The sequence below is a fragment of the Pelagerythrobacter rhizovicinus genome, assembly GCF_004135625.1.
Taxonomy (GTDB): domain Bacteria; phylum Pseudomonadota; class Alphaproteobacteria; order Sphingomonadales; family Sphingomonadaceae; genus Pelagerythrobacter; species Pelagerythrobacter rhizovicinus.
The window spans coordinates 1,232,158-1,256,441 of record NZ_SDPV01000001.1 but is presented as its reverse complement, the minus strand read 5'-3'; the positions used below and the strand labels follow the sequence as shown (position 1 = coordinate 1,256,441).

The window sequence follows — 24,284 nt, the reverse complement described above, 5'->3', positions numbered from 1 at the left end:
CTCTTCATATGGCGACCAAGGTTGCGATCAACGGTTTCGGACGTATCGGGCGGCTCGTGGCGCGGGCCATCCTGGAGCGCGACGACCATGATCTCGAACTCGTCTCGATCAACGATCTCGCCGACACCGAGTCCAACGCGCTGCTGTTCGGCTTCGACAGCACGCACGGCCGCTTTCCCGGCAAGGTCGAGACCGATGGCAACGACCTGGTCGTCAACGGCAAGCGCATCCACGTCACCGCCGAGCGCGAGCCGGGCAAGCTGCCGCACAAGGCGAACGGTATCGACATCGTGCTCGAGTGCACCGGCTTCTTCCAGTCCGACGAGGCGAGCCGTCCGCACCTCGACGCGGGCGCCAAGCGCGTCCTGATCTCCGCCCCCGCGACGGGCGTGTCGAAGACCATCGTGTTCGGCGTCAATCAGGACACGCTGACCGCGGACGACGTGATCGTCTCCAACGCGAGCTGCACCACCAACTGCCTCGCGCCGGTCGCCAAGGTGCTGCACGAGGCCGTGGGCATCGAGCGCGGCTTCATGACCACGATCCACAGCTACACCAACGACCAGCGCATGCTCGACCAGATCCACAAGGATCTGCGCCGCGCCCGCGCCGGCGCGCAGAACATGATCCCTACCACCACCGGCGCCGCGCGCGCGGTCGGGCTCGTCCTGCCGGAGCTCAAGGGCAAGCTCGACGGCTCCTCGGTCCGCGTGCCGACGCCGAACGTCAGCCTGATCGACCTCGTCTTCACCCCCGGCCGCGATACCAGCGCGGAGGAGCTCAACGCCGCGCTCAAGGCCGCTTCGGAAGGCGCGATGAAGGGCGTGCTCGACTACACCGACCAGCCGCTCGTCTCGAGCGACTTCAACCACTATCCGGCGAGTTCGACCGTCGACAGCCTCGAGACCGCCGTGCTCGAAGGCAAGCTCGCCCGCGTGGTGAGCTGGTACGACAACGAGTGGGGCTTCTCCAACCGCATGATCGACACCGCCGGCGTGATGGCGGGGCTGATCTGAGCTGGAGAAGCCGTTCGTGCTGAGTCCTGAGCCTGCCGAAGGATCGAAGCACCGCACTTTCTTCTAGCGCAACGCCCGAAAGAAAAGCGGCCCTTCGACAGGCTCAGGGCGAACGGAGGTTTGGTTTGGCGAAGTTCAAGACTCTCGACGATCTCGGCGACGTGACCGGCAAGGTCGCGCTCGTGCGCGTCGATCTCAATCTGCCGATGAAGGACGGTTCCGCAACCGACGTCACCCGCGTCGAGGCGAGCATGCCGACGATCCTCGAGCTGGCGGACGCGGGCGCCAAGGTGCTGCTACTCGCGCACTTCGGCCGGCCCAAGGGCCAGCGTCATTCGACGATGAGCACGAGCTACGTCCAGGGCGACGTGTCGCGCGTGCTCGGACGCGAGATCATGTTCATCTCGGAGGTGGCGGGCCCGGTGGTCGAACAGTCGATCTCGATCCTGCGCAACGGCGACATCGGCCTGCTCGACAACGTCCGCTTCTGGCCGGGCGAGGAAGCGAACGACCCCGAGTTCGCGAAGGGCATCGCGGCGAACGCCGACTTCTACGTCAACGACGCCTTCTCCGCCGCGCACCGCGCGCATGCCAGCACCGAGGGGCTGGCACACCTGCTGCCCGCCTATGCCGGCAGGGCGATGGAGAAGGAACTGACCGCGCTGGACAAGGCGCTCGGCAATCCCGAGCAGCCGGTCGCCGCCGTGGTCGGCGGGGCGAAGGTCTCGACCAAGCTCGCCGTGCTCGAAAACCTGGTCGGGCGCGTGCAGCACCTGATCATCGGCGGCGGCATGGCCAACACCTTCCTCGCCGCGCGCGGGGTCGATGTCGGCAAGTCGCTGTGCGAGCACGAGCTCACCGCGACGGCCAACGCCATCATGGACAAGGCCGATCACGCCGGCTGCACCGTGCATCTGCCCTACGACGTCGTGGTGGCGAAGGAATTCGCCGCCAACCCGCCGAGCCTGCGCACCTGCAACGTGCATGAGGTCGCCGTCGACGAGATGATCCTCGATATCGGCCCGCAGGCGACCGAGGCGCTGGCCGACGTGCTCAAGACCTGCCGCACGCTGGTGTGGAACGGCCCGCTCGGCGCGTTCGAGACCGAGCCGTTCGACACCGCCACCGTCGCGCTCGCCCGCACTGCCGCGGCGCTGACGCAGGACGGCTCGCTCATTTCCGTGGCCGGGGGCGGCGATACCGTTGCGGCGCTCAACCATGCAGGCGTGGCGAAGGATTTTACTTACGTTTCAACCGCCGGCGGCGCCTTCCTCGAATGGATGGAGGGTAAGGAGCTTCCCGGCGTGGCGGCTTTGACGTGTTGAGATGGCTGGTCGCGCTCGTGCTGGCAGTGATATCCCTGCCGGCCTCCGCTCAGGACGACTACGCGGAGTTCGGAGCGTTCCTCGAACAGTTCCGCAAGGATAGCGCAACACCGTCACTCAGCGCGGTTATCGTCAAGGATGGCCGGATCGCCTGGGAAGGCTACTTCGGGACATACGACGACGAGGGGGATCTTCCGACGACGGCCGACACGACCTATTCGATCGCCTCGGTAACGAAGCCCATCGCAGCCACCGCGATTCTGGCCGAAGGTCTTGCCGGCGCTCTCGCCCTGGACACTCCCATGAGCGCGGACCCGGGTTGGGCCGACACCTGCGAATGGCTGTCGGGATCACCGATCCCGTTCGGCGGCGGGGGCGTTGACCGTCTCGGAAATCCCATAGCGCCGATAGATTGCGCCCGGCCGACGACGCTCGCCGAGATGCTCGACATGCGCGCCAACGGTGACTCGTTCGTCTACAACCCGATCGCCTTCGCCCGGATCGACCGTGCGATTTCGGGCGCGGGCGGCCGGACCCTGAGGGCGATCGTGCGCGACCGCGTGGCTGAGCCGTCAGGTATGCGCAACGTTGCGCTGGGATGGCACGATCCCGAAGGCGGGGATGCGCTGCGGTTCCTCGCACCCCCGTTCCACGTGATCGACGGACGCCCGGTCAAGCAGGCGATATCCGACGACGATTTCCGGGCCGCGGCCGGGATCAAAGCCTCCCCGCGGGCGCTCGCCGCGTTCGATATCGCTTACGATGCCGGGGTGCTGATCCCGCCGGCTTTGCGGAAGCGTCTGCTGGAAGACGTGGAGATCGGTCCACTCGGCGACTACCGGCAGGGCTGGTGGCTCGAGGACTGGAACGGCGAGCGCCTGATGTGGCACTCGGGTTGGGACGAGAAGCGATATTCGGCGCTCTATCTCAAAGTCCCGGGCAAGCGCCTGACATTGATCGTTCTCGCCAATACCGAGGCGCTGTGGTGGGGCAATTCGCTGGTCAAGGCCGAGGTTTCCGAAAGCCCTGTCGCCCGGCAATTCCTCGAACGCTACGCGGAGTAGACTGGACGACCGTCTGGAGAAGAATGGCATGAGCGAGGCATCGGCGGTGAGCGAGGGAAGCGGGCTCACCCTGATCACCGAAGGTGAGTGGGCCGGCTGGTCCAGATGGATCGGCGACCCGTTCGAGGAGCGCGCAGGCCCGTTCTACGACAAGGAACTGGAGGATGGCTCGTTCATCTCCGCCTTTCGCGCTGAAGAGCGGCACATGAACGGCGCCGGCTTCATGCACGGCGGATGCCTGATGACTTTTGCCGATTCGGCGATCTTCACGATTGCCCGCAAGGCGATGGGGGACAGCCGCGGCGTCACGCTCCACCTGACGGGCGATTTCCTCGATCCTGCCCGCGTGGGCCAGTTGATCGAGGCACGCGGAGAGGTCGTGCGCGCGGGCGGCAAGACGGTGTTCGTGCAGGGTATCGTCACGGCCGACGGCCAGCCCGTGCTGCGCTTCGACGGGATCATTCGCAAGGTTTCCGGCACGCGCGCCTGAACCCGGTTGCCCGGACGGCAGACGCTGGCTAAGGGCTCGCGCGCATACGAATGCATAAGCCAAGGGGTAGACGATGAATCAGCAGGAAATGACCGATCGCATCGCAACGGGCCAGGGCTTCATCGCCGCGCTCGACCAATCGGGAGGGTCCACCCCGAAGGCGCTGCGCGGTTACGGCATCGAGGACGGCGCCTGGAACGGCGACGACGAGATGTTCGCGCTGATCCACGAGATGCGTAGCCGCATCATCGAGAGCCCCTGCTTCGGCAACGGCAAGGTCCTGGGCGCCATCCTGTTCGAGAAGACCATGGACGGCACGAGCGGCGGCAAGCCGGTGCCCGACCGCCTGAAGGAGCGCGGCATCGTTCCCTTCCTCAAGGTCGACAAGGGGCTGGAGGACGAGGCGAACGGCGTCCAGCTCATGAAGCCGATGCCGGACCTCGAAAGCCTGCTTGCCCGTGCGCGGGACAAGGGCGTGTTCGGCACCAAGATGCGCTCGGTCATCAAGGCGAACGACACGGCGGGGATCAAGGCGGTCGTCCGCCAGCAGTTCGCCGAGGGCGCACGCATCCTGGCGATGGGCCTGATGCCGATTCTCGAGCCGGAATACGGTATCAAGTCGCCGGACCGCGCCGAGGGCGAGAAGGTCCTGCTCGAAGCGATCATGGAAGGGCTCGACGCGCTTCCGGAAGGGCAGCAGGTCATGCTCAAGCTGTCGATCCCGGCCGAGGCGGGCCTCTATCGCCCCGCGATCGAACACCCTGCCGTGCTGCGCGTGGTCGCGCTCTCGGGCGGCTACAGCACCGAGGAAGCCTGCGCCGAGCTGGCGAAGAACCCCGGCATGATCGCCAGCTTCAGCCGCGGCCTGCTCCAGGACTTGCGCGCGACCCAGAGCGACGAGGAATTCGACGCCACGCTAGGGGCGGCGATCGACCGCATCCACGCGGCCAGCGTGGCCTGACATCCTCCCCGTTTTCGCCGAAGGCGCAAATGGGGAGGGGGACCGCGAGACGCGAAGCGGCTCGGGGTGGAGGGGTCTTGCGTGACTTCGCCCCTCCGTCACGCGCCTACGGCGCGCGCCACCTCCCCATTTGTGCTGCGCAAAAATTGGGGAGGACCTGATTACCGCGCCTCGTATACGAACCGGTACTCCTCCTGCCGGGTTTCCCGATCGGCCTTCTTCTCGGGAATGCCCGAGACCAGCGCGATCACGCGGCCGTGGGTGCCGTAGGTCTCGCCGAGCGTGATGTCGGTCGTGTCGCGCCAGCCCGCGCCGTCGACCTGCGTCTTCACGATCAGCCGTCCGGCCCAGACGCAGCGCGCGTTCTCTGGGCAGCGGCTGTCCTCCACCACGCCCTTGGGCGTGACTACGAGATCGCCGACCTGAACCGGTTGCCCGATCGGCACCGCGTAACCCGCGGGCATCGGCGTCCTCTCCACGTTCGGCGCGTCGGGGACCACCACACAGGCGGCGAGCGAGAGCGAGGCGAGGCCGGCGAAGGCGAGGGTGCGTGGGCGGTTCATGAGCACAGTAAACGCGCAAGGCCGCTTTCCGGGCCCTGAACGTGTGACGAGCGCGTGACGAATCCCCTCGGCCGCACTACCTACCGCGCGATGACCGACACGCCCCACACCACACACCTCTACCTCATCTCGCCCCAGGACGTCGGCGGCAGCTTCCCGGACCGTCTGGCGCGCGCGCTCGATGCGGGGGAGGTCGCTGCGTTCCAGTTTCGCGTGAAGGGCCTCGATCAGCACGACGAAGCCCGGCTCGCCGCGCCGCTGCAGGAGATCTGCGCCGCGCACGACTGCGCCTTCATCGTCAACGATTCGGTCGCGCTTGCGAAGCGGCTCGGAGCGGACGGCGTGCATCTCGGGCAGTCCGACGGTTCGCCGAAGGATGCGCGCGAAGCCCTCGGGCGGGAGGCGCAGATCGGCGTCACCTGCCACGCCTCCAGGCACCTGGCACTCGAAGCGGGTGAGGCCGGGGCGGACTACGTCGCCTTCGGCAGCTTCTTCCCGAGCGAGACCAAGGCGAGCGAGCATCGGCCCGATCTCGATCTGCTCGCCTGGTGGCAGGCGGTAGTCGAGATTCCCTGCGTCGCGATCGGCGGCATTACGCCGGAGAACTGCGGTCCGCTGGTGGCGGCCGGCGCCGACTTCCTCGCGGTGAGCCATGCCGTGTGGGGCGGGGACGAGGCCGAGGCCGTGCGTGCATTCCACCGCGCGATCGCCGCTGCGGCGCCGAAGGACTAGGCGCCTTTTTCCCCGCTTTCCGGATATTTGCGCGGCAGACGCGGAAATATCCCCGGCATCGCGCGTTCTTCGGGGCGAGGGGCGGGTCGCGTCCCGGCAACCGGGAGAACTCCATGCGCCTTGCACTTGCCGCCGCTTCCTTGATCGTCCTGTCCGCCTGCGGGTTGAACGGCACCGACGGCGACGGGGCCGACAGCGAAGCGACCGCGGCTCCCACCGCGCCGGCGGACGACAACCTCGCCGATTCGATGGCCTCGCGCGATCCCGCGCCGGGAGAGCGCGTGGTGCCCGAGATTCCCGACGTCGAGGAGCGCCCTCTGATGCAGGTGCAGGTGGTGCTCGACCGGCAGGGCTTCGGGCCCGGGGTGATCGACGGCGCCATGGGTATGAGCACGGAGAACGCGCTGCGCGGCTTTCAGGAAGCGAACGAGCTGGAGGCGACCGGCGAGCTGGACGAATCGACGCGCCAGGCTCTCGCGCAATGGGACAACATCGCCGCGACGCGCGTGGTCCGCATCCCCGAGGCGTGGGGGAAGCTCACCTTCGCGCCGGTTCCCGACGATCCGGCCGAGCAGGCGGAGATGGAGCGGCTTGGCTACGAAACGCTGGCCGAGAAGCTGGCCGAGCGGTTTCACACGACCGTCGAGGTGCTCGAAACGCTCAATCCCGGCGGCAAGCCAGCGGGCATGACCGGGGCCGCCGAAAAATCTGCGACCACGGGCGCAGCGGGCCGCGGCGGCGAGGGCGAACGGCAGGCGAAGTTCACGGCGGGGCAGCTCGTGCGCGTTCCCAACATCGGCGCGGACCGGATCGCGCCGGGGGCGATCGAGAATCCGGACTGGCAGCGCACGCTGCAGATGCTCGGCGTCGGCAGTGAGCAGCCCGAGGTCTCGCGGATCGTCGTCAGCAAGTCCAAGGGCACGCTGCGCGCCTATGATGGCGAGGACAACCTCGTGGCGCTGTTCACCGTCACCTCGGGCTCGGAGCACGACCCGTTGCCGCTTGGCGAGTGGGGCGTGAACGGCGTCGCCTTCAACCCGCCCTTCGCCTACGATCCTTCGCTGTTCTGGGACGTGCCCGACCACGAGGAGGAGCAGCAGATCCCGCCGGGGCCCAACAACCCTGTCGGGGTGGTCTGGATCGATCTCACCAAGGAACACTATGGCATCCACGGAACGCCCGAGCCGCAGACGATCGGCCGCACCCAGAGCCATGGCTGCGTGCGGCTGACCAACTGGGATGCGGCCCGGCTCGCGGAAATGGTGACGGGGAGCACAAAAGTGCTATTCGAGGCCTGATGGCGCTGAACTTCGTCGACAGGATGCTCACGGTGGTGGTCACGGCCACGCTCACTTCGGCCGTGTGGATCATCGCGGGCGGCAGCCTGATCGAGCTGGCCGATGGCGAAAACCAGCGCGACGCGACGCGCCCGGCCGAAGCGGCGCCCAGCCCGACTCCGCCACCGGACGAGGACGGCGCCGCGCGGCGGGCGGACGCCCTCGACGCCGCGGCCGCCGGCTCACCCGGTGCCATCGAGCTGCACGAGCTGGTCATCCCGGTCCTCAACGTGCGTGCTCAGGACCTCACCGATACCTTCACCGACGAACGCGCCGACACGCAGCGTCTGCACGAGGCGATCGACATCATGGCCCCCCGCGGCACCACGGTGATCGCGGCGACGCCGGGGCGGATCGAGAAGCTGTTCCGTTCGAAAGCCGGCGGCAATACGATCTACATCCGCTCGAACGACGGGCAGACGATCTATTACTACGCCCATCTCGACAAGTACGCCGAAGGGCTGCGGGAAGGGCAGCGCATCCGCCGCGGGCAGCGGCTCGGTTCGGTCGGCAGCACCGGCAACGCCTCGGAGGACGCGCCGCATCTCCATTTCGCGATCCTGCGCACCACCGCCGACGCCGACTGGTGGGAGCCGGCAAACGCGGTGAACCCCTATCCGCTGCTGACGGCCAAGGCGCCCTAGCGCGACGGTCCGCGGACGCAGCGCACCCGGCGCGGGACACCTTCGCGATCGGTCCGCTGCAGCGTCGTGGTTCCCGTGCGGACGAAGCGCTCGCCCCTGAGCGGGCCGCGAGTGAAGACGAGCCGGTCGTCGGTCAGCAGGTACGTGCCCGATCCGGTCGCGGTCCGGTAGGTTGAAGCGGTGTCGATGGTGAACTCGCCGTCCGGAATCACGTTCCACGGCGCGCCCATCGCATCGCCGGGCGTCGAGCAGACGTAGGTGCCGTGCGGGAGCGTCCCGAGCTTGCCGCCCGGTGCGGATTGCGCGGGCAGAGCGAGGGACAGAACGGCAAGTGCGGCGAGAGGTCGGATGGTGCGGCGCATGTCGCATGCGCTCCTAACAGCGCCGCCCCGTATGCGCCAGCGACCTTGCCCGCGCTTCATGGCTCCGCTAAGGCGCGGCGCGCGATTGCGGGCGGGATTTGTCCCGCTCTTCCAACGAAGGCTCCTTGAACCATGAAAATCAGCGGCGTGGACATCCGTCCCGGCAACATCCTCGAATACGAAGGCGGCATCTGGAAGGTCGCCAAGATCCAGCACACCCAGCCGGGCAAGGGCGGGGCCTATATGCAGGTCGAGATGAAGAACCTGCAGGACGGCCGCAAGACCAACGTCCGCTTCCGCAGCGCCGACACGGTCGAGCGCGTGCGGCTCGACACCAAGGATTTCCAGTACCTCTACGAGGACGGCGAGATGCTGGTGTTCATGGACCAGGACACTTACGAGCAGATCAACCTGTCCGCCGACCTGCTCGGCGATGCCAAGGCCTTCCTGCAGGACGGGATGCAGGTCACGCTCGAACTGTGGGACGAAAAGCCGATCTCGGTCGCGCTGCCCGAACAGGTCGAGGCGACGATCGTCGAGGCCGACGCGGTCGTGAAGGGGCAGACCGCCTCCTCCAGCTACAAGCCGGCCGTGCTCGACAACGGCGTGCGCGTGATGGTGCCGCCGCACATCGAAAGCGGCACCCGCATCGTGGTCGACGTCTACGAGCGGACTTACGTGGGCAAGGCCGGATGAGATGAGCGAAGGCGGCGATCCGAAGCTGGCCGGGATCGATCTTCCCGGCAGCTATGTCCTGGGCGTGATCTACGACGACGAGTCGCTCACGCTCGAGATGGATTTCCGCCTCTTCGAATCGCACCCGCGGTTCCAGCCGCCGGAGGCCGGGGCCGACGGCTGCTACTGCAAGGGCTTCATCCGCTTCGCCGATCTCGAGGACCTGCGCCTGCGCAAGGCCAGTCCCGACGAAGGGGGCGAAGTGAACTACAGCGACATCTACTCGGCCACGATCGAGGGCGACTATGCCAATATCTCGAGCGGCTGGGGTGAAATCGAACTGACCGCGCGATCGATCCGCGTCGCGCTCGACTGACGAGTACGGACATAGAATGGCTCTTCCAGGACTGATCCGCGTGATGGAACGCGCCGCGCGCAAGGCGGGCGGCCGCCTGCGGCGCGATTTCGGCGAGATCGAACACCTGCAGGTGAGCCGCAAGGGGCCTTCGGATTTCGTGTCCAAGGCCGACCGGATCGCCGAACGCACGATCTACGACGAACTGCTCCACGCGCGCCCCGACTGGGGCTTCGTGATGGAGGAAGCCGGCACGATCGAGGGCGACCCGACCAAGCCGCGCTGGGTCGTCGATCCGCTCGACGGCACCAGCAACTTCCTCCACGGCATCCCGCATTTCGCGATTTCGATCGCGGCGCAGGAGCCGAAGCTCGATGGGTCGGGCTGGGGCGAAGTCACCGCGGGCGTCGTCTACCAGCCGATCACCGACGAGACGTTCTGGGCGGAGAAATCGCGCGGCGCATGGCTGCACGACGGGCGGCTGCGCGTCTCCTCGCGCTCGCGCCTGTCCGAGGCGCTGATCGGCACCGGCATTCCCTACGGCGGCCACGGCGATTTCGGTGAATGGGGCCGGATCTTCGCCGCGATCGGCCCGCAGGTCGCCGGCATCCGCCGCTACGGCGCCGCCTCGCTCGACCTTGCCTGGCTCGCCGCGGGCCGTTTCGACGGGTTCTGGGAAAGCGATCTCGCGGACTGGGACACGGCCGCCGGCTGCCTGCTCGTTCGCGAGGCCGGCGGCTTCGTCAGTGACTACCGCGGCCGCTCCCAGCCGATCCACGCGAAGCAGGTCCTCGCCGCCAACGACAGCCTGCATTCCAGGCTGCACAAGCTCCTGGCGGGTGCACTGAAGGCCTAAATCCTCCCCGTTTTGCCGAGGGTCAAACGGGGAGGGGAACCGCGGGACGCGAAGCGGCTCGTGGTGGAGGGGCTTTGCGTGCCAGTACCCCTCCGACCGACGCCTGCGGCGTCGCCCACCTCCCCATTTGGCTTCGCAAAATGGGGAGGACCGAGATCAAGTGCGTTCTTGCCGGGGGGATGCGGCTCCGCTATCCGCGCCCTCCCGCACCAGTGCCCCTGTGGCGGAATTGGTAGACGCGTTCGACTCAAAATCGAATTTCCACGGAAGTGCCGGTTCGAGTCCGGCCAGGGGCACCACACAGCCTGAAGGACGGTCGATCTCCGGCCTCCCGCACACTCCGGATAATGAAGGACGCAGCCGCAACGGAACTACCGCTGCGCGCTTTCGTTGTGACGACACGAAACGGATTTGATCCGTGCATCGGGAGTGAGAAGAATGAAGAAGCTTCTGACAATGCTGGCTTTGGGCGGCACAGTTATGTTCCTGCCGGCCTGCAACACCGTCGAAGGGGCTGGTGAAGACGTAGAATCCGTCGGGGATTGCGTCGATGGAGTGGAAGGGAACTGCTAGCAGGACGTCCAGAGGAGTTCTGCTGAGGCGGGCGCCGCCTTCATCTTGATCCTTTAGCGTCTCCGCAGTCCAACGTCTGCAGTGCGTTGCTTCGAGACATACTCGCGAATGTAGTTTTGACACCACGCGCGTTCGGGCCGCTGTGCACGGCTCCGACACACTTTGGCGCGAGTCCGCTGATTGTCCAGCACGGTACCTGCGTCCGCCTCCTGAACGTCAGAATTTCCCGCAACTGCAAGGGCCTATTTGAAGGGTTCCCTTTCCGTCCGGCGGAATTGGCTTGATCTTGGCTGGCGGCTCTGGGAATTGCCCGGTGGATGTTTCCCGGGGTTCCATCTTTCCACGCGATCGCTGCCATGCTGGTCACGGTCGCGATGTTCGTGGCCTTCGCGCGCGGGCGGATGTCGACCGAGATCATCTCGCTGCTGACCATCGCGGTGATCGCGGTCGGGCTCTACTTCTTCCCGCTCGAAGGCAACGGGCCCACCGATGGGCTTCAGCTCGCCTTTTCCGGTTTCGGGCACTACGCGCTGATCACCATCTGCGCACTGATGGTCATGGGCCGCGGCCTGGTGACGACGGGCGCGCTCGAGCCTGCCGCGCGGTTCCTCGAGCGGGTGTTCAAGATCAATCTCCAGCTCGGCTTGCTGATCTCGCTGCTGATCGCCTTCGGGCTTTCGATGGCCGTGAACGACACGCCGGTGCTGGTCCTGCTGCTGCCGATCTTCGTCAGCCTCGCGGCGCGCGGCGCCATGCCCGCTTCGAAGACCCTGATTCCGCTCAATGCGGCGGTGCTGATCGGCGGAATGGCGACCACCATTGGCACTTCGACCAATATCCTCGTCGTCTCGATCGCGCGCGACCTCGGCATGCCCCCGATGGGGGTGTTCCACTACACGCCGATCGTGCTCGTCGCGGCGCTGGTGGCCTTGCCCTACCTGTGGCTCGTCATGCCGCGCCTCCTCGGCGATAATCGGACGGAGGACAACCACGCGGCACGCCGATTCCAGACCCGGCTGCGCGTGGGCGACGACAGCGCGCTGAACGGCCAGGTTCTCGCGTCGATCATGCCGAAACTGCCCGCGGATCTCGAATTCCACGACGCGCCGCAGGGTCCGATCCAGCCGCAGCAGCGGCTCAGCGTATCCGGCACCCACGAGGCGCTGGAAGAAGCCATGCGCACGCTCAAGGGCGAGGTGGCGCCGGACTGGGTCCTCGACCGCATCCGCCGCAGTTCGTCGGCCAGCGGCGAAGACATCGCGGTCGTCGAGATGACGGTGACCGCGGACTCGCGCCTGATCAACCGCACCCTGCCGACCTCGGGCATCGCCGACCTTTACGGCGTGGCGGTGCTGGGCATTCACCGGCCGCAGCGGCTGGTGGGGGAGCGGGACCGCTACAACGAAGGCGGCGACTTGCGCATCGAGGAAGGCGATGTGCTGCTGGTGATGGGTATTCCCCAGGATCTCACCAACTTCGCGCGCGCCGACAGCCTCCTGACGCTGGAGGGCATGCGCGAGCTTCCCCGCCGATCAAAGGCGGTGCTCGCGGGCGGCATCATGCTGGGCTCGGTCGGGCTCGCGTCGATCGGACTCTTGCCGATCGCCATCTCGGCGCTCGCGGGCGCGATCCTGATGTTCGTCACCGGGTGCGTGAAGTTCGATCGTGTCGGCCGCGCGCTTTCGGCGCAGGTGATCGTGCTGGTGGCCGCGAGCATCGCGATCGGCCGGATCATCCTCGAAAGCGGGGCGGCGGCGTGGCTCGGCGAACTGATGGCGTCGGGCCTGCAGTTCCTTCCGCCCGCGGTCGTGCTCGCCGCGATAATGCTGTTCGTCACCTTGCTGACCAACTTCGCCTCGAACGCGACCGCGGCCACCGTGGGCACGCCGATCGCCTTCAACATCGCGCATCAGCTCGGCCTGCCGCCCGAGCCGCTGATCCTTGCGGTGCTGTTCGGTTGCAATCTCTGCTACGCGACGCCGATCGCGTACCAGACGAACATGCTGATCATGTCGGAAGGCGGATACGAGTTCAAAGACTATATCCGCACCGGCGTGCCGCTCGTGCTCCTGATGGTGACGACGCTCTCGATTCTGCTGGTCACGACCTACGGGATGTAGGGGCCGCCACGCCTCCGCCGAGGCGCACGGCACGGTCTTTCCTACACGTCCTTGATCTGCAATGATCCCTTCCGATGACACGTGCGAGGGCGAGAGGGGCGGTCGTGGGCCTGGAGCTGACGGCCAAACCCCAAGGTGACAGTCGAAAGTCACACTCGTGTGACCGTCGGCACGGAAGGTCACGACAACCAGGGGATTATTCAATGATTGCAGCAGGATCGCCGAACGCATTTGCCCGTCGAGTGTCAGCCTTGGCAGCTTCGGCCCTGGCTCTGACGCTCGCTGCTCCGGCCCATGCCGACGAGTTGCGCGATGCGGTGGCGGCCGACATGCCCGCCCTGATGGAACTCTATCGCGATCTCCATGCCCATCCGGAACTGAGCTTCGAGGAATTCGACACGGCCAGGAAGCTCGCTGCCCGCATGCGCGATCTCGGCTTCGCGGTGACCGAGAACGTCGGCAAGACCGGCGTGGTCGCGGTGATGGAGAACGGCGAGGGGCCAACGGTCATGCTGCGCGCCGACATGGACGGGCTGCCGGTGGTCGAACAGACCGGACTTCCCTTCGCCTCGAAGGAAGTGGCCGTTCCTGCCTCCGGCGTGGAGACCGGCGTGATGCATGCCTGCGGACACGACACGCACATGACCGCGTGGATCGGCGCAGCGCAGCAGCTCGCCGAGCGCAAGGACGAATGGTCGGGCACGCTGGTGATGATCCTCCAGCCGGCGGAGGAGATCGGCGAGGGCGCCCTGGCGATGATCGAGGACGGGCTCTACACGCGCTTTCCCAAGCCGGACTACGTCATCGCGTTTCATGACGCGGCCCAGTTTCCCGCGGGAATGATCGGTTATTCGCCCGGATACGCGCTGGCCAACGTCGACAGCGTCGACATTGTGATCCCGGGCATCGGCGGGCACGGCGCCTATCCGCACACGACGAAGGATCCAGTCGTGCTGGCGAGTGCGATCGTGATGAAGCTGCAGACGCTGGTCAGCCGCGAGAGCAGTCCGCTCGATCCGGCCGTGGTCACCGTGGGTAGCTTCCGCGCGGGCGCCAAGCACAATATCATTTCCGACGAGGCAAAGCTGCAACTCACAGTCCGCTCCTACAGCGACGAATCGCGTAAGCTGCTGCTCGACGGCATCGCCCGCATCGCGCGCGGCGAGGCGATCGCGTCCGGTATGCCGGAGGACAAGATGCCGACGGTGACGGTCGCAGATCCCTACACGCCGGCGACCTTCAACACGCCCGAGTTCACCGAGGAGGTGATGGCGCGGTTCAAGACTCGCTTCGGCGAGGATCGCGTGATGCAGGTCCCCTCGGTCATGGGTGGGGAGGACTTCGGCCAGTTCCTGCGCGCCTCGCCCGACGACACGCAGTCGCTGATCTTCTGGGTCGGTGGCGTGCCGCAGGAGCAGTTCGACGCTGCGCAGCGGGGCGAGGGAACGCTGCCGTCGCTGCACAGCCCATTCTGGGCGCCCGATGCGGAGAAGGTGATCGCGACTGCAGCCGAGGCGCTGACCGCGGCCACGCTCGACCTGCTGCCGGCGAGCGGCGGGTAATCCGGCAGGGGAAAAGTATGACGGCCGCCGAGGTCCGAGGAACCCCGACGGCCGTACTCTCCTCCCCAGGAGATCGTTAGCTGTAGGTGCCCAGCCGGTGATGCAGGGCGTTGATACGGGCGAGCTCGTCGCGATCTTCGGTTGTGCGGGCATGGCTGGCCAGCGCGGCGCGCAGCAGCTTGAAGTCCGCGGTCGAGAATAGCGCGCGGGCGCGGGACGGTTCTCGGGGCAGCGTTTCGGTGCTCATGATGCCTCTCCTTCGGCGGTTCCGCGGCGGCTAAGGGGGACGGGGCCGCCGCGAAGTGGCTGCGGCCTGCTCAGGCGGCCGCGAACTGGTTCATCGTGTTGTGCGCGCCCCCGGCCTTGAGCGCGGCTTCGCCGGCGAAGTACTCCTTGTGATCGTCGCCGATGTCGGAGCCGGCCATGTTCTGGTGCTTCACGCAGGCGATGCCCTGGCGGATCTCTTCACGCTGCACCTGCTTGACGTAGCCGAGCATTCCTTCCTCGCCGAAGTAGCGCTTGGCCAGGTTGTCGGTGCTGAGCGCCGCGGTGTGGTAGGTCGGCAGCGTGATGAGGTGGTGGAAGATCCCCGCCTCGCGCGCCGCGTCGGCCTGGAAGGTGCGGATGCGCGCGTCGGCCTCGGCGGCGAGTTCGGTGCCGTCGTAGTCCACGCTCATCAGCTTCGCCCGATCGTAGGCCGAGAGATCGCGGCCCTCCGCTTCCCAGGCGTCGTAGACCTGCTGGCGGAAGTTGAGCGTCCAGTTGAAGCTCGGCGAGTTGTTGTAGACCAGCTTCGCGTCCGGAATGACCTCGCGGATGCGGCTGACCATTCCGCCGATCTGGCCGATGTGCGGCTTCTCGGTCTCGATCCACAGCAGGTCTGCGCCGTTCTGGAGCGCGGTCACGCAGTCGAGCACGCAGCGGTCCTCGCCCGTGCCGGGGCGGAACTGATAGAGGTTGCTCGGCAGGCGCTTGGGGCGCAGCAGCTTTCCGTTCCGCGTGATCAGCACGTCACCGTTGCCGATCTGCGCGGGGTCGACCTCCTCGCAGTCGAGAAAGCTGTTGTACTGGTCGCCGAGGTCGCCCGGCTCGGTGCTGTAGGCGATCTGCTTGGTCAGCCCCGCGCCGAGGCTGTCGGTGCGGGCGACGATGATCCCGTCCTCCACGCCGAGTTCGAGGAAGGCGTAGCGGATCGCGCGGATCTTCTGCAGGAAGTCCTCGTGCGGCACGGTGACCTTGCCGTCCTGGTGGCCGCACTGCTTCTCGTCGCTGACCTGGTTCTCGATCTGCAGCGCGCAGGCGCCGGCTTCGATCATCTTCTTCGCGAGCAGGTACGTCGCCTCGGCATTGCCGAAGCCGGCGTCGATATCCGCGATGATCGGCACGACGTGTGTCTCGTGGTTCTCGATCGCGTGCTCGAGACGCTTGGCTTCGACCTCGTCGCCGCGCTCGCGCGCCGCATCGAGATCGCGAAACAGCATGCCGAGCTCGCGCGCATCGGCCTGGCGCAGGAAGGTATAGAGCTCCTCGATCAGCGCAGGCACGGAGGTCTTTTCGTGCATCGACTGATCGGGCAGGGGGCCGAACTCGCTGCGCAGCGCGGCGATCATCCACCCGGACAGGTAGAGGTACTTGCCCTTCGTTGTGCCGAAATGCTTCTTGATGCTGATCAGCTTCTGCTGCCCGATGAACCCGTGCCAGCATCCGAGCGACTGGGTGTAGGCTGCCGGGTCGGCGTCGTAGGCGGCCATGTCCTCGCGCATGATCTTCGCGGTGTGGTGTGCGATCTCGAGCCCGGTCGGGAAGCGGTTCTGGATCCGCATGCGCGCGGCCGCCTCGGCGTCGATCGCATTCCACGGTGCGCCCTGCGCGGCGATGGTGGTCCTGAATTCGTCGATCTTGCCCTGGTAGGTCACGTCGCTCGTCTCCTGATCGTTCGGCCGGGTACCGGCTTCGGTACATCCATCGCTCGAACGCAGGCTTCGGGACAGCGAAACTTACAAAGTTTCTTGTCTAATTGCACGAAGGAGATCATGATGTGCTGTAAATATGTAAAGGAATTTACATGGCCGAGGAAGCTGTCTTCGCCGGACCCGCCTTGCGCCGCCTGCGCAAGCGCGAGGGGCTGACCCAGGCCGCCATGGCCGCGCAGCTCTCGATTTCACCCAGCTATCTCAATCTCATAGAGCGCAACCAGCGCCCACTGACGGCGCGTGTCATGATGCAGGTCGTGGAGCGGTTCGATTTCGACCCCCGCCGTTTGCGGGAGTCCGAAAGCGTCGGCGGAGTCGACGGGCTCGCCCGCCGGCTTGCCGACCAGCGTTTCACCGGGCTCGCCATCGACCGAGACGAGATCGGGGAAGTGCTGGCCATGGCACCGCACTTCGCTGCCGCTTTCGCACAGCTTTACGACACCGCGGGCGAAGGAAGGACGGCAGGGGAAGATCCGCTTGCCGCCTCGCGGCGCGAAATCGAGCGCTGGCGCAATCACTTCGCCGACCTCGATGCCGCTGCGGAGGAACTGGCGGACGAACTACGGCTGTCCCGTGCGGACATCGGTACGGCACTGGTGGAGCGCCTGCGAGAGCGGCACCAGATCGCGCTGCGTATCCTGCCGCGCGAAGTCATGCCGGAGACCATCCGGCGGCTCGATCTGCATGCGCGCCAGTTGCAGCTCTCCGAAATGCTCTCACCCGCCTCGCGCAATTTCCAGATCGCGGTGCAACTCGCACAACTCGAACAGCGCGAGGCGATCCGGATGCTTGCTGCGGGCGGCCAGTTCCAGAGCGAGGATGCGCGCAAGCTGTTCGAGCGGCACCTGCAAGGCTACTTCGCCGCAGCGTTGATCATGCCCTATGACCGGTTCCTGCGCGCGTGCGATGCGACCGGGTACGACTTTCCGGTCCTGATGCGACGCTTCGGCGTTAGCTTCGAGCAGCTAGCGCATCGACTGACCACGCTGCAGCGGGTTGGGCAACGCGGCTTGCCCTTCTTCATGGCGCGGCTCGACCGGGCGGGGCAGTTCTCCAAGCGGTTCGCCGGGGCGAGCGGGGCGACCTTCCTCGAATCCGAAACAAGCTGCCCGCTCTGGCATGTTCACCGGACCTTCGAACGCGCGGGCGAATGGTGCGTGCAGGAGATTGCGCCCGAGGTCGCGGAAGCGGCGCCCGATCACTGGCTGACGGTATCGCGCCTGACCGAGGGGGTTGCGGCCGAAGGCGAGGCACAGTTTGCCGTCGTCGTTGGGGTGGAAGCGCGTTTCGCCACCGACCTGGCGCTCGCACGGGGATTGCCGCTACGGCGCGAGCAGGCGCAACCGATCGGTCCGGGTTGCAGCTCATGCCACATCGCCGGTTGCCGACAGCGCTCCTTGCCTCCGCGTAACGCGCGGCTCGCGTTCGAGAACCATCAGCGCGGTCTGACGCCCTTTCGCTTCGGCACCGGCGGCTGACGGGGGAACCGCACTCCCGGACCGGGAGTTTCTAGCCCGGTAAAGGGAGTAGAGACATGGCAGAAGAACGCACCACCGAGGTCGAAACACCGCGAGGCGATACCCACACTCACACCACCGTCGTCACCGACGAGCCGCGTCGCCGTGGCTCCAGCGGCTGGATCATCGCACTCGTGCTGGTCGTCGCGCTGATCGTTGGAATCTATCTTTTCACACAGACGAGCGGCTCCGAAGTCGCGAAGGACAACGCGATCGCCGATGCGGCTGGCGAAGTGGGCGACGCGGCCCAGCAGGCCGGCGACGCCGTCGACCGCGCCGCTGACGAGGTCACCGACGGGAACTGATCGCTCCCGGCGCCGCCTGGCCCCAGCTCATCAGCGGACGCATGAGGGGGTGTAAAGTTTACCGACATTTCATCTCTGTTCCGTAGTCCGGCGTCTTCGCGAGGATTGCCGGACCGGGACAGAGATGATCCGCCTGTTCAAGCACTACATCCCCCATGCGGTGCTGCTGCTGGGGTTGGCTGATCTACTGCTGCTCGTTGCGGCAGGCGAACTGGCGTGGCTTGCGCGCGCAGCGCAGGCCGGGATCGATGCGGGAGCCGTGTCGGACCGCATCGTGCCGCTGGGCGGTTTTGCCCTGACGGTGTGGATCGCGATGATCTCAGTAGGCGTCTACGGTAGCGAGGCGCTGCGTTCGATGCGCTATGCTTGCGCGCGCCTACTTGTTGCGATCAGTCTTGCGATCATTGCGCTGTCGCTGATCGATTTCCTGCTGCCGGGGCTGACGTTCTGGCGCTCCACGCTCCTGTTCGCGATGATCATCTCGGCCGTGCTGCTGGTGTTGGGGCGCCTGCTGGTCGGCTCGTTTCTCGGCACGTCCACTTTTCGCCGGCGGGTGATGGTGCTCGGCGCAGGCCGGCGCGCACAGCGCCTGCGCAAGCTGGCGGAGCGGCCCGAAAGCGGCTTCGCGATCGTATCCTACATCGCCATGACCGATGGCGAGCGGATGGTGGAGGAGGCCATCGCCCGCTCGGCAATCCATGACCTCGGCCGCTTCGTCGAGAACCTCGGCGTGAGCGAAGTCGTGCTTGCGCTGGAGGAGCGACGCAACGCGCTGCCGCTCAAGGACCTGCTGCGGGTCAAGACGATGGGCGTCCACGTCAACGACTTCAGCAGCTTCATCGAACGCGAGACCGGCCGGGTCGATCTGGATTCGCTCAACCCGAGCTGGCTGATCTTCTCCGACGGCTTCTCGTCCGGCCGGATGGTGTCGAGCGCGGCGAAGCGCCTGTTCGACATTGCCGCGAGCGGCCTCCTGCTGCTGCTCACGCTGCCGGTGATCGTGCTGTTCGCCCTGCTGGTGAAGCTCGACAGCAAGGGGCCGGCGTTCTTCCGCCAGACGCGGGTCGGCCTCTACGGACAGACGTTCGATCTCATCAAGCTGCGCTCGATGACGGCCGACGCCGAGAAGGACGGCGCGAAGTGGGCGGAGCGTAACGATCCGCGGGTCACCCGGATCGGCAAGTTCATCCGCAAGGTGCGGATCGACGAGCTGCCGCAGGTCTGGACGGTGCTGAAGGGAGAAATGAGCTTCGTCGGCCCGCGGCCCGAGGTGCCCCGCTTCGTCGCCGATCTCGAGCAGGAACTGCCATATTATGCCGAGCGCCACATGGTGAAACCGGGGATCACCGGCTGGGCGCAGATCAACTATCCCTACGGCGCCTCGACAGAGGATGCGCGGCACAAACTCGAATACGACCTCTACTACGCGAAGAACTACACGCCCTTTCTCGATCTTCTGATCCTGCTCCAGACGTTGCGCGTGGTGCTCTGGCCGGAGGGCGCACGATGATCAGGCTCGGACACCTTTTCAACCACCGCTATGACTATCGCGCCGAGTGGCTGCGTTTCACGTGGACGATGGGCCAGGGTAGTTCAGCGGGCGAAACGCTGCCCGAACGGGCAATCCGGGCCACCGCGGAGATGACGGCGAGCTCCGGAGGGTTGCTGTTCATGCCTGAACAGGACGGCACGCTCACCCTTGCCGCGCGCTGGCGCTGGCCGGCCATCGACGTGCCGAACCAAGCCTTCACCGCCGAATTCGCCATGAGTGTCGAGAGAACCGGTGAGATCGTCGACGTCCGACAGGTGCGTGGCGACGCCGGGCCGGATCGGGCGGGCATCCTCCCCGAATGGCTTACTGCCGCCGACGATGCCTGGGCACTCGTGCCCTTGCTCCACCTCGATCGCCTGCACGGGGTCATCGTCCTCGCGCATCCGGTCCAGCCCCGGCGACTCGATCAGGAGGACGTCGGCTTGCTCGGCATCGTCGGTAGACAGCTTGCCAGCTATCTCGCCGAACGGGCGGGGCAGGAAGCGCTGATGGAAGCGCGCCAGTTCGACGAGTTCAGCCGCCGGATCGCTTTCGTGATGCACGATGTGAAGAACCTCGCCAGCCAGCTGTCGCTCCTCGCGCGCAATGCGGAACGCCATGCGGACAATCCCGCCTTCCGCGCCGACATGCTCGTGACCCTGCGCAACAGCGCGGACAAGCTCAACGTGCTGCTCGCACGGCTGGGCCGCTATGGAGCGAACGGGGGAGCCAAGCGTGAACGGATCGCGCTGCGGGACCTGGCCGGACGGGTGAAGTCTCAGCTGGCTGATGACAGCTCACTGGTGATCATCGACTCGGGTGAAGTCGCCGTGCTCGGAGATGCCGAGGCTCTCGAACAGGCGCTGGTGCATCTTGTCCAGAACGCGATCGAGGCGGGCGAGGGGCACGGGCCGGTCTATCTCGACATTGCGAGTGACGGCGTCCGCGGACGAATCGACGTGATCGATTCCGGAGGCGGAATGTCGGCCGAATTCGTCCGCGACGCGCTGTTCCGGCCGTTCGTTTCGTCGAAGCCCTCCGGGTTCGGGATCGGAGCGTTCGAAGCGCGCGAACTCGTACGGGCAATGGATGGGCGGCTGGATGTCGATTCGCGGGAGGGGATCGGCACCCGTTTCTCGATCAGCCTGCCGCTGTTCGCCGCGGCGGAGCTCATCCGCAACGCGGAGGTGGCCTGATGGCCGAGGCAAAGCCCCGACTGCTGGTCGTCGAGGATGACGAGGGTCTCCAGGCGCAGCTCAGGTGGGCCTACGAGGATTTCGAGGTCGTCTGCGCGACCGACCGGGAGACGGCGCTCGCGGCGTTGCGTGCCGCGGAGCCGGCAGTGGTGACGCTTGACCTCGGACTTCCGCCCGCCCCGGACGGAGTGAGCGAGGGCTTTGCCGTGCTCGACGCGATCCTGGCGTTGAAGCCGGACACGAAGATCATCGTCGCATCCGGCCACGGCGCCCGCGAAAGCGCTCTCCAGGCGATCGCGCGCGGCGCCTACGACTTCTACCAGAAGCCGGTCGACATCGATTCGCTCGGTCTGATCGTGCGCCGGGCCCACAATCTGCAGCAGATCGAGCAGGAGAACCGTCGGCTCGCCTTGCGCGCGGCGGAGAGCGAGGCAGCACTCGGCGGTCTCGTTACCGCGGCGCCCGAGATGGCAAAGGTCACGCGCACGATCGATCGCGTGGCGAACACGGGCGTCTCGGTCATGCTGCTCGGTGCAAGCGGTACGGGCAAGGAATTGCTCGCCAAGCGCCTGCACGAGGCGAGTGATCGCGCCGGCGGCCGGTTCGTCGCGATCAACTGCGCGGCGATCCCGGAAACGCTGCTCGAAGCGGAACTCTTCGGCCATGAGAAGGGGGCTTTCACCGGCGCGGTGAAGACCACGGAAGGCAAGATCGAGCAGGCGCAGGGCGGGACCCTGTTCCTCGACGAAGTGGGCGATATCCCTCTGCCCCTGCAGGTGAAGTTGCTGCGCTTCCTTCAGGAACGGCAGATCGAACGGATCGGCGGACGCGAGGCGATCGACGTCGACACGCGGATCGTGTGCGCGACACATCAGGACCTCGAAGCGATGATCGCGGAGGGCCGCTTTCGCGAAGACCTGTTCTACCGCCTCGCCGAGATCGTGGTGAAGATCCCGCCACTGGCCGAACGGTCTGGCGATGCGGTCCTGCTCGCCCGGGCATTCCTCAAGCGCTTCGGTGCCGAGATGAATTCGGGCGCGACAGGCTTCACGCCCGATGCTCTTGCTGCCATCGACAGCTGGGGGTGGCCCGGCAACGTGCGCGAGCTGGAAAACCGCGTGAAGCGCGCGGTGATCATGGCCGACGAGAAGCTGGTGACGGCGGAGGACCTCGACCTTGCAAAAGAGGAGCGTGACGATCTGCCGCTCAACCTGAAGAGTGCACGCGAACGATCGGATCGCAAGGTGATCCGCCATGCGCTGGCGCGCAGCGACGGCAATATCTCCCACACCGCCAAGCTGCTCGGGATCAGTCGCCCCACCCTGTACGACCTTCTCAAGCAGTATGACCTCCAGACCTGACGCCTTTCTTCGCATGGCGATGGCTGGCCTCGCGGCGCTGGCACTCGGCGCGTGCGGGCGGGGGGACGCCGAGCTTGCGCCCCTCGATGCCGCACGTGCCGCGCTGGAACGTGGCGACGGGCTGACCGCCGAGATCGTGCTGCGCCGGATGATGGAGGAGGGAACTCCTCGGGAGGATGTGGCGGCCTATCTCGGTCAGGCGGAACTTGTGCAGGGCGAGGTTCTGCAGGCGCGCGACTGGCTCGCATCGGGCGAATTCTCGCCGGCCACGGAAGCGCGCGGCTTTCATATGCTCGGCGTGCTGGAGATGCGTGCGGGAAACCTCGCCGCTGCCGGAGCGGCGCTCGATCGTGCACTGCGTGCCGATCAGGACGACCCGGAATTGTGGGTGGATATTGGCCGGCTGCGCTACCTCGGCGGCGAACATACCATGGCCATCGAAGCCGCCGATCGCGCCATTGCACTGGGTCCCCGCAACCCCGAGGCATTGCAGTTCCGGGGCCAGTTGGTCCGCGATGCGTACGGCATGCCTGCGGCATTGCCGTGGTTCGAGTCCGCGCTGGAGGTTGCTCCGGACAATCCAGAGGTGCTGGCTGACTATGCTGCAAGCCTGGGAGAAAGCGGAAGGGCGGGGGATATGCTGGCGGCCGCGCGGCGCATGGCCGAAGTCGCTCCCGATGATCCGCGCCCTTATTTCCTCCAGGCGGCCATCGCCGCCAGGGCGGGCGATTTCGAACTCGCCCAAAGCCTGCTGTCGCGCCGAAGCGATCTCGACCGGACAAGTCCGGCAGCAGCCCTGCTGTCGGGCGTGATCGACCTTCAACGCGGCAATCCCGCCAGTGCGGCGCAGCGGTTCGATCGTCTCCTTGCGAGTCAGCCCGACAATCGCCGCGTGCGCCAGCTGCTCGTCCATGCGCTGCATCTTTCGGGGAACGATCGCGAACTGGTCTACCGTTTCGGCAAAGCGGCGATGCTTCCGGACGCCGATCCATACTTTGTCGAGATCGTGGGCCGCGCCTACGAATCGCTGGGGCAGCGGGACGAGGCCGCGCCGCTCCTGGAAAAAGCGGCGCGCTTTCGCGACCCGCATACGGCCCCGATGGCAACCTCGGTTCCCGTGGAGATCGCGGGGGCGCGGGATGCGGCCAGCGGCGTCGATGCTGTCGCGCTCGTCCGGGGATTGATCGCATCGCAGCGGCTGCAGGAAGCGATTGTGGCGGGCGAGGCGTTTCGCACACGCTTTCCCGGTTCGTCCGATGCGCTCGGACTCGCAGGTGACGCCTTCCTCGCGGCGGGCCGGCCCGGTGAGGCGCTCCGACGCTATCGTGCCGCAGCCGGCATCCGCAGGCCATGGCCACTGACGCGGCGGATGTTCGCGGCGCACGCGGCTCGCGAAGACACGCGCGCAGCCTACGCGCTGCTCGCAGGCCATCTGCGCGGTGAGCCTCGCAACCGGGAGGCGGCAACGATGCTCGCGTTGCTTGCTCTCGAGTTCGGGCGGCAGGAGGAGGGGGCCGCGATGCTCGATCGCGCGCTTGCGTCCGGCGGCGAGCGTGATCCACGGCTGTGGGCGTTAAAGGCGGAGGTGGCACTGCTGCAGGACGACATCGCCGGTGCGCGGGATGCCGCAGAGCATGCGTATCGCCTCAGCCGCAGCAATCGGCAGGCAAGGCACGCGCTCGCCGGAGCGTTGACCGCGTCGGGTGAGGTCGCGGCCGCCCGGGCGCTGACCTCTCCGTAGTCCTCTCGACAGGCGGACGGCCGTT

25 protein-coding genes and 1 tRNA gene are annotated in these 24,284 nt (G+C 66.6%); 21 read left to right on the top strand and 5 right to left on the bottom strand.

The genetic code is table 11. The annotated features are described in order from the left end of the window. The first annotated feature begins 8 nt into the window (after positions 1-8). From gap to ETX26_RS06125, 5 genes are all read left to right on the top strand, one after another. Positions 9-1,016 carry a type I glyceraldehyde-3-phosphate dehydrogenase gene (gap, locus tag ETX26_RS06145; RefSeq protein ID WP_129523754.1) on the top strand — a complete coding sequence of 336 codons (1,008 nt, stop codon included), beginning with the start codon at positions 9-11 and terminating at the stop codon, positions 1,014-1,016. A 125-nt stretch (positions 1,017-1,141) separates the two neighbouring features. Continuing rightward, entirely contained in the window at positions 1,142-2,341 is a 1,200-nt protein-coding gene (locus ETX26_RS06140; protein ID WP_129523753.1) for a phosphoglycerate kinase, read from the top strand. Continuing rightward, positions 2,338-3,405: a serine hydrolase domain-containing protein gene (locus ETX26_RS06135; protein WP_165271701.1), complete on the top strand. Its 1,068-nt coding sequence runs from the start codon at positions 2,338-2,340 to the stop codon at positions 3,403-3,405. Before ETX26_RS06140 ends, ETX26_RS06135 begins: the two co-directional genes overlap by 4 nt. 28 nt (positions 3,406-3,433) lie before the next feature. Next, entirely contained in the window at positions 3,434-3,895 is a 462-nt protein-coding gene (locus ETX26_RS06130) for a PaaI family thioesterase (protein ID WP_129523751.1), read from the top strand. 73 nt (positions 3,896-3,968) lie between these two features. Then, positions 3,969-4,856 carry a fructose bisphosphate aldolase gene (locus ETX26_RS06125; protein ID WP_129523750.1) on the top strand — a complete coding sequence of 296 codons (888 nt, stop codon included), beginning with the start codon at positions 3,969-3,971 and terminating at the stop codon, positions 4,854-4,856. Positions 4,857-5,017: 161 nt separating this feature from the next. Here the strand turns inward: ETX26_RS06125 and ETX26_RS06120 are convergent, their stop codons facing one another. Further along, positions 5,018-5,419 carry a hypothetical protein gene (locus ETX26_RS06120; RefSeq protein ID WP_129523749.1) on the bottom strand — a complete coding sequence of 134 codons (402 nt, stop codon included), beginning with the start codon at positions 5,417-5,419 and terminating at the stop codon, positions 5,018-5,020. Positions 5,420-5,509: 90 nt separating this feature from the next. Between ETX26_RS06120 and thiE the strand changes: the two genes are divergently transcribed. From thiE to ETX26_RS06105, 3 genes are all read left to right on the top strand, one after another. Next, entirely contained in the window at positions 5,510-6,151 is a 642-nt protein-coding gene (thiE, locus tag ETX26_RS06115) for a thiamine phosphate synthase (protein ID WP_129524177.1), read from the top strand. A gap of 113 nt (positions 6,152-6,264) precedes the next feature. Beyond that, positions 6,265-7,449, top strand: coding sequence for a L,D-transpeptidase family protein (locus ETX26_RS06110; protein ID WP_129523748.1), 1,185 nt, complete (start codon positions 6,265-6,267; stop codon positions 7,447-7,449). Next, positions 7,449-8,132: a M23 family metallopeptidase gene (locus ETX26_RS06105; protein ID WP_404825272.1), complete on the top strand. Its 684-nt coding sequence runs from the start codon at positions 7,449-7,451 to the stop codon at positions 8,130-8,132. The genes ETX26_RS06110 and ETX26_RS06105 overlap by 1 nt, the downstream gene beginning before the upstream one ends. On the opposite strand, the gene ETX26_RS06100 is transcribed toward ETX26_RS06105, so the two are convergent. Beyond that, positions 8,129-8,494 carry an elongation factor P gene (locus ETX26_RS06100; RefSeq protein WP_129523747.1) on the bottom strand — a complete coding sequence of 122 codons (366 nt, stop codon included), beginning with the start codon at positions 8,492-8,494 and terminating at the stop codon, positions 8,129-8,131. The two genes, ETX26_RS06105 and ETX26_RS06100, sit on opposite strands and share 4 nt — an antisense overlap. A 132-nt stretch (positions 8,495-8,626) precedes the next feature. Here ETX26_RS06100 and efp point away from each other — a divergent pair, with 132 nt between their 5' ends. The 7 genes from efp to ETX26_RS06065 all read left to right on the top strand — a co-directional run bounded on the left by efp (position 8,627) and on the right by ETX26_RS06065 (position 14,635). Next, positions 8,627-9,190 (top strand): elongation factor P, encoded by a 564-nt coding sequence (gene efp / locus ETX26_RS06095; protein WP_129523746.1) that lies wholly within the window; start codon positions 8,627-8,629, stop codon positions 9,188-9,190. A 1-nt stretch (position 9,191) separates the two neighbouring features. Then, the gene (locus tag ETX26_RS06090) at positions 9,192-9,545 is read left to right on the top strand and encodes a hypothetical protein (RefSeq protein WP_129523745.1); all 354 of its coding nucleotides are present in this window, start codon (positions 9,192-9,194) and stop codon (positions 9,543-9,545) included. 16 nt (positions 9,546-9,561) lie between these two features. Continuing rightward, a complete protein-coding gene (locus tag ETX26_RS06085; RefSeq protein ID WP_129523744.1) occupies positions 9,562-10,380 on the top strand; it encodes an inositol monophosphatase family protein in 819 nt (272 codons plus the stop codon). A gap of 214 nt (positions 10,381-10,594) precedes the next feature. Continuing rightward, positions 10,595-10,679 (top strand) — tRNA-Leu (locus ETX26_RS06080). Between the two features lie 139 nt (positions 10,680-10,818). Continuing rightward, complete coding sequence (locus ETX26_RS06075; protein WP_129523743.1) at positions 10,819-10,953, top strand: entericidin A/B family lipoprotein; 135 nt, start codon at positions 10,819-10,821, stop codon at positions 10,951-10,953. 317 nt (positions 10,954-11,270) lie between these two features. After that, positions 11,271-13,073 carry an SLC13 family permease gene (locus ETX26_RS06070; protein ID WP_225425516.1) on the top strand — a complete coding sequence of 601 codons (1,803 nt, stop codon included), beginning with the start codon at positions 11,271-11,273 and terminating at the stop codon, positions 13,071-13,073. Between the two features lie 203 nt (positions 13,074-13,276). Beyond that, on the top strand, positions 13,277-14,635 hold the full coding sequence (locus tag ETX26_RS06065) for an amidohydrolase (RefSeq protein ID WP_129523742.1): 1,359 nt from the start codon (positions 13,277-13,279) through the stop codon (positions 14,633-14,635). Positions 14,636-14,711: 76 nt separating this feature from the next. On the opposite strand, the gene ETX26_RS14265 is transcribed toward ETX26_RS06065, so the two are convergent. Then, positions 14,712-14,882, bottom strand: coding sequence for a hypothetical protein (locus ETX26_RS14265; RefSeq protein ID WP_165271700.1), 171 nt, complete (start codon positions 14,880-14,882; stop codon positions 14,712-14,714). Positions 14,883-14,952: 70 nt separating this feature from the next. After that, positions 14,953-16,551 carry an isocitrate lyase gene (locus tag ETX26_RS06060; RefSeq protein WP_129523741.1) on the bottom strand — a complete coding sequence of 533 codons (1,599 nt, stop codon included), beginning with the start codon at positions 16,549-16,551 and terminating at the stop codon, positions 14,953-14,955. A gap of 149 nt (positions 16,552-16,700) precedes the next feature. Between ETX26_RS06060 and ETX26_RS06055 the strand changes: the two genes are divergently transcribed. The 5 genes from ETX26_RS06055 (at position 16,701) to prsR (ending at position 22,518) form a co-directional block, all read left to right on the top strand. After that, positions 16,701-18,086 carry a helix-turn-helix domain-containing protein gene (locus tag ETX26_RS06055; protein ID WP_129523740.1) on the top strand — a complete coding sequence of 462 codons (1,386 nt, stop codon included), beginning with the start codon at positions 16,701-16,703 and terminating at the stop codon, positions 18,084-18,086. Between the two features lie 56 nt (positions 18,087-18,142). After that, positions 18,143-18,430: a hypothetical protein gene (locus ETX26_RS06050; RefSeq protein ID WP_129523739.1), complete on the top strand. Its 288-nt coding sequence runs from the start codon at positions 18,143-18,145 to the stop codon at positions 18,428-18,430. 124 nt (positions 18,431-18,554) lie between these two features. Then, positions 18,555-19,940, top strand: coding sequence for a TIGR03013 family XrtA/PEP-CTERM system glycosyltransferase (locus ETX26_RS06045; RefSeq protein ID WP_129523738.1), 1,386 nt, complete (start codon positions 18,555-18,557; stop codon positions 19,938-19,940). Beyond that, positions 19,937-21,157, top strand: a complete 1,221-nt coding sequence (gene prsK / locus ETX26_RS06040; protein WP_129523737.1) for an XrtA/PEP-CTERM system histidine kinase PrsK — start codon at positions 19,937-19,939, stop codon at positions 21,155-21,157. The genes ETX26_RS06045 and prsK overlap by 4 nt, the downstream gene beginning before the upstream one ends. Then, entirely contained in the window at positions 21,157-22,518 is a 1,362-nt protein-coding gene (gene prsR, locus ETX26_RS06035; RefSeq protein WP_129523736.1) for a PEP-CTERM-box response regulator transcription factor, read from the top strand. Before prsK ends, prsR begins: the two co-directional genes overlap by 1 nt. On the opposite strand, the gene ETX26_RS14260 is transcribed toward prsR, so the two are convergent. After that, on the bottom strand, positions 22,493-22,807 hold the full coding sequence (locus tag ETX26_RS14260; RefSeq protein ID WP_165271699.1) for a hypothetical protein: 315 nt from the start codon (positions 22,805-22,807) through the stop codon (positions 22,493-22,495). The genes prsR and ETX26_RS14260 overlap by 26 nt on opposite strands. Between ETX26_RS14260 and ETX26_RS06030 the strand changes: the two genes are divergently transcribed. Further along, the gene (locus ETX26_RS06030) at positions 22,808-24,259 is read left to right on the top strand and encodes a tetratricopeptide repeat protein (RefSeq protein WP_165271698.1); all 1,452 of its coding nucleotides are present in this window, start codon (positions 22,808-22,810) and stop codon (positions 24,257-24,259) included. Positions 24,260-24,284: the final 25 nt, after the last annotated feature.

Bases quoted from the DNA above. Each gene is read 5' to 3' on its own strand.
- ETX26_RS14260 (WP_165271699.1), bottom strand. From the start codon at position 22,807: ATGAAAGCCGCGCGCTTCCGTGGCCGGCGAGAATTCGCCCGATGCGAG.
- efp (WP_129523746.1), top strand. From the start codon at position 8,627: ATGAAAATCAGCGGCGTGGACATCCGTCCCGGCAACATCCTCGAATAC.
- gap (WP_129523754.1), top strand. From the start codon at position 9: ATGGCGACCAAGGTTGCGATCAACGGTTTCGGACGTATCGGGCGGCTC.
- ETX26_RS06110 (WP_129523748.1), top strand. From the start codon at position 6,265: ATGCGCCTTGCACTTGCCGCCGCTTCCTTGATCGTCCTGTCCGCCTGC.
- prsR (WP_129523736.1), top strand. From the start codon at position 21,157: ATGGCCGAGGCAAAGCCCCGACTGCTGGTCGTCGAGGATGACGAGGGT.
- ETX26_RS06065 (WP_129523742.1), top strand. From the start codon at position 13,277: ATGATTGCAGCAGGATCGCCGAACGCATTTGCCCGTCGAGTGTCAGCC.
- ETX26_RS14265 (WP_165271700.1), bottom strand. From the start codon at position 14,882: ATGAGCACCGAAACGCTGCCCCGAGAACCGTCCCGCGCCCGCGCGCTA.
- ETX26_RS06090 (WP_129523745.1), top strand. From the start codon at position 9,192: ATGAGCGAAGGCGGCGATCCGAAGCTGGCCGGGATCGATCTTCCCGGC.
- ETX26_RS06125 (WP_129523750.1), top strand. From the start codon at position 3,969: ATGAATCAGCAGGAAATGACCGATCGCATCGCAACGGGCCAGGGCTTC.
- prsK (WP_129523737.1), top strand. From the start codon at position 19,937: ATGATCAGGCTCGGACACCTTTTCAACCACCGCTATGACTATCGCGCC.
- ETX26_RS06050 (WP_129523739.1), top strand. From the start codon at position 18,143: ATGGCAGAAGAACGCACCACCGAGGTCGAAACACCGCGAGGCGATACC.
- ETX26_RS06085 (WP_129523744.1), top strand. From the start codon at position 9,562: ATGGCTCTTCCAGGACTGATCCGCGTGATGGAACGCGCCGCGCGCAAG.
- ETX26_RS06045 (WP_129523738.1), top strand. From the start codon at position 18,555: ATGATCCGCCTGTTCAAGCACTACATCCCCCATGCGGTGCTGCTGCTG.
- ETX26_RS06120 (WP_129523749.1), bottom strand. From the start codon at position 5,419: ATGAACCGCCCACGCACCCTCGCCTTCGCCGGCCTCGCCTCGCTCTCG.
- thiE (WP_129524177.1), top strand. From the start codon at position 5,510: ATGACCGACACGCCCCACACCACACACCTCTACCTCATCTCGCCCCAG.
- ETX26_RS06130 (WP_129523751.1), top strand. From the start codon at position 3,434: ATGAGCGAGGCATCGGCGGTGAGCGAGGGAAGCGGGCTCACCCTGATC.
- ETX26_RS06105 (WP_404825272.1), top strand. From the start codon at position 7,449: ATGGCGCTGAACTTCGTCGACAGGATGCTCACGGTGGTGGTCACGGCC.
- ETX26_RS06030 (WP_165271698.1), top strand. From the start codon at position 22,808: ATGCTCGGCGTGCTGGAGATGCGTGCGGGAAACCTCGCCGCTGCCGGA.
- ETX26_RS06075 (WP_129523743.1), top strand. From the start codon at position 10,819: ATGAAGAAGCTTCTGACAATGCTGGCTTTGGGCGGCACAGTTATGTTC.
- ETX26_RS06100 (WP_129523747.1), bottom strand. From the start codon at position 8,494: ATGCGCCGCACCATCCGACCTCTCGCCGCACTTGCCGTTCTGTCCCTC.
- ETX26_RS06055 (WP_129523740.1), top strand. From the start codon at position 16,701: ATGGCCGAGGAAGCTGTCTTCGCCGGACCCGCCTTGCGCCGCCTGCGC.
- ETX26_RS06070 (WP_225425516.1), top strand. From the start codon at position 11,271: ATGTTTCCCGGGGTTCCATCTTTCCACGCGATCGCTGCCATGCTGGTC.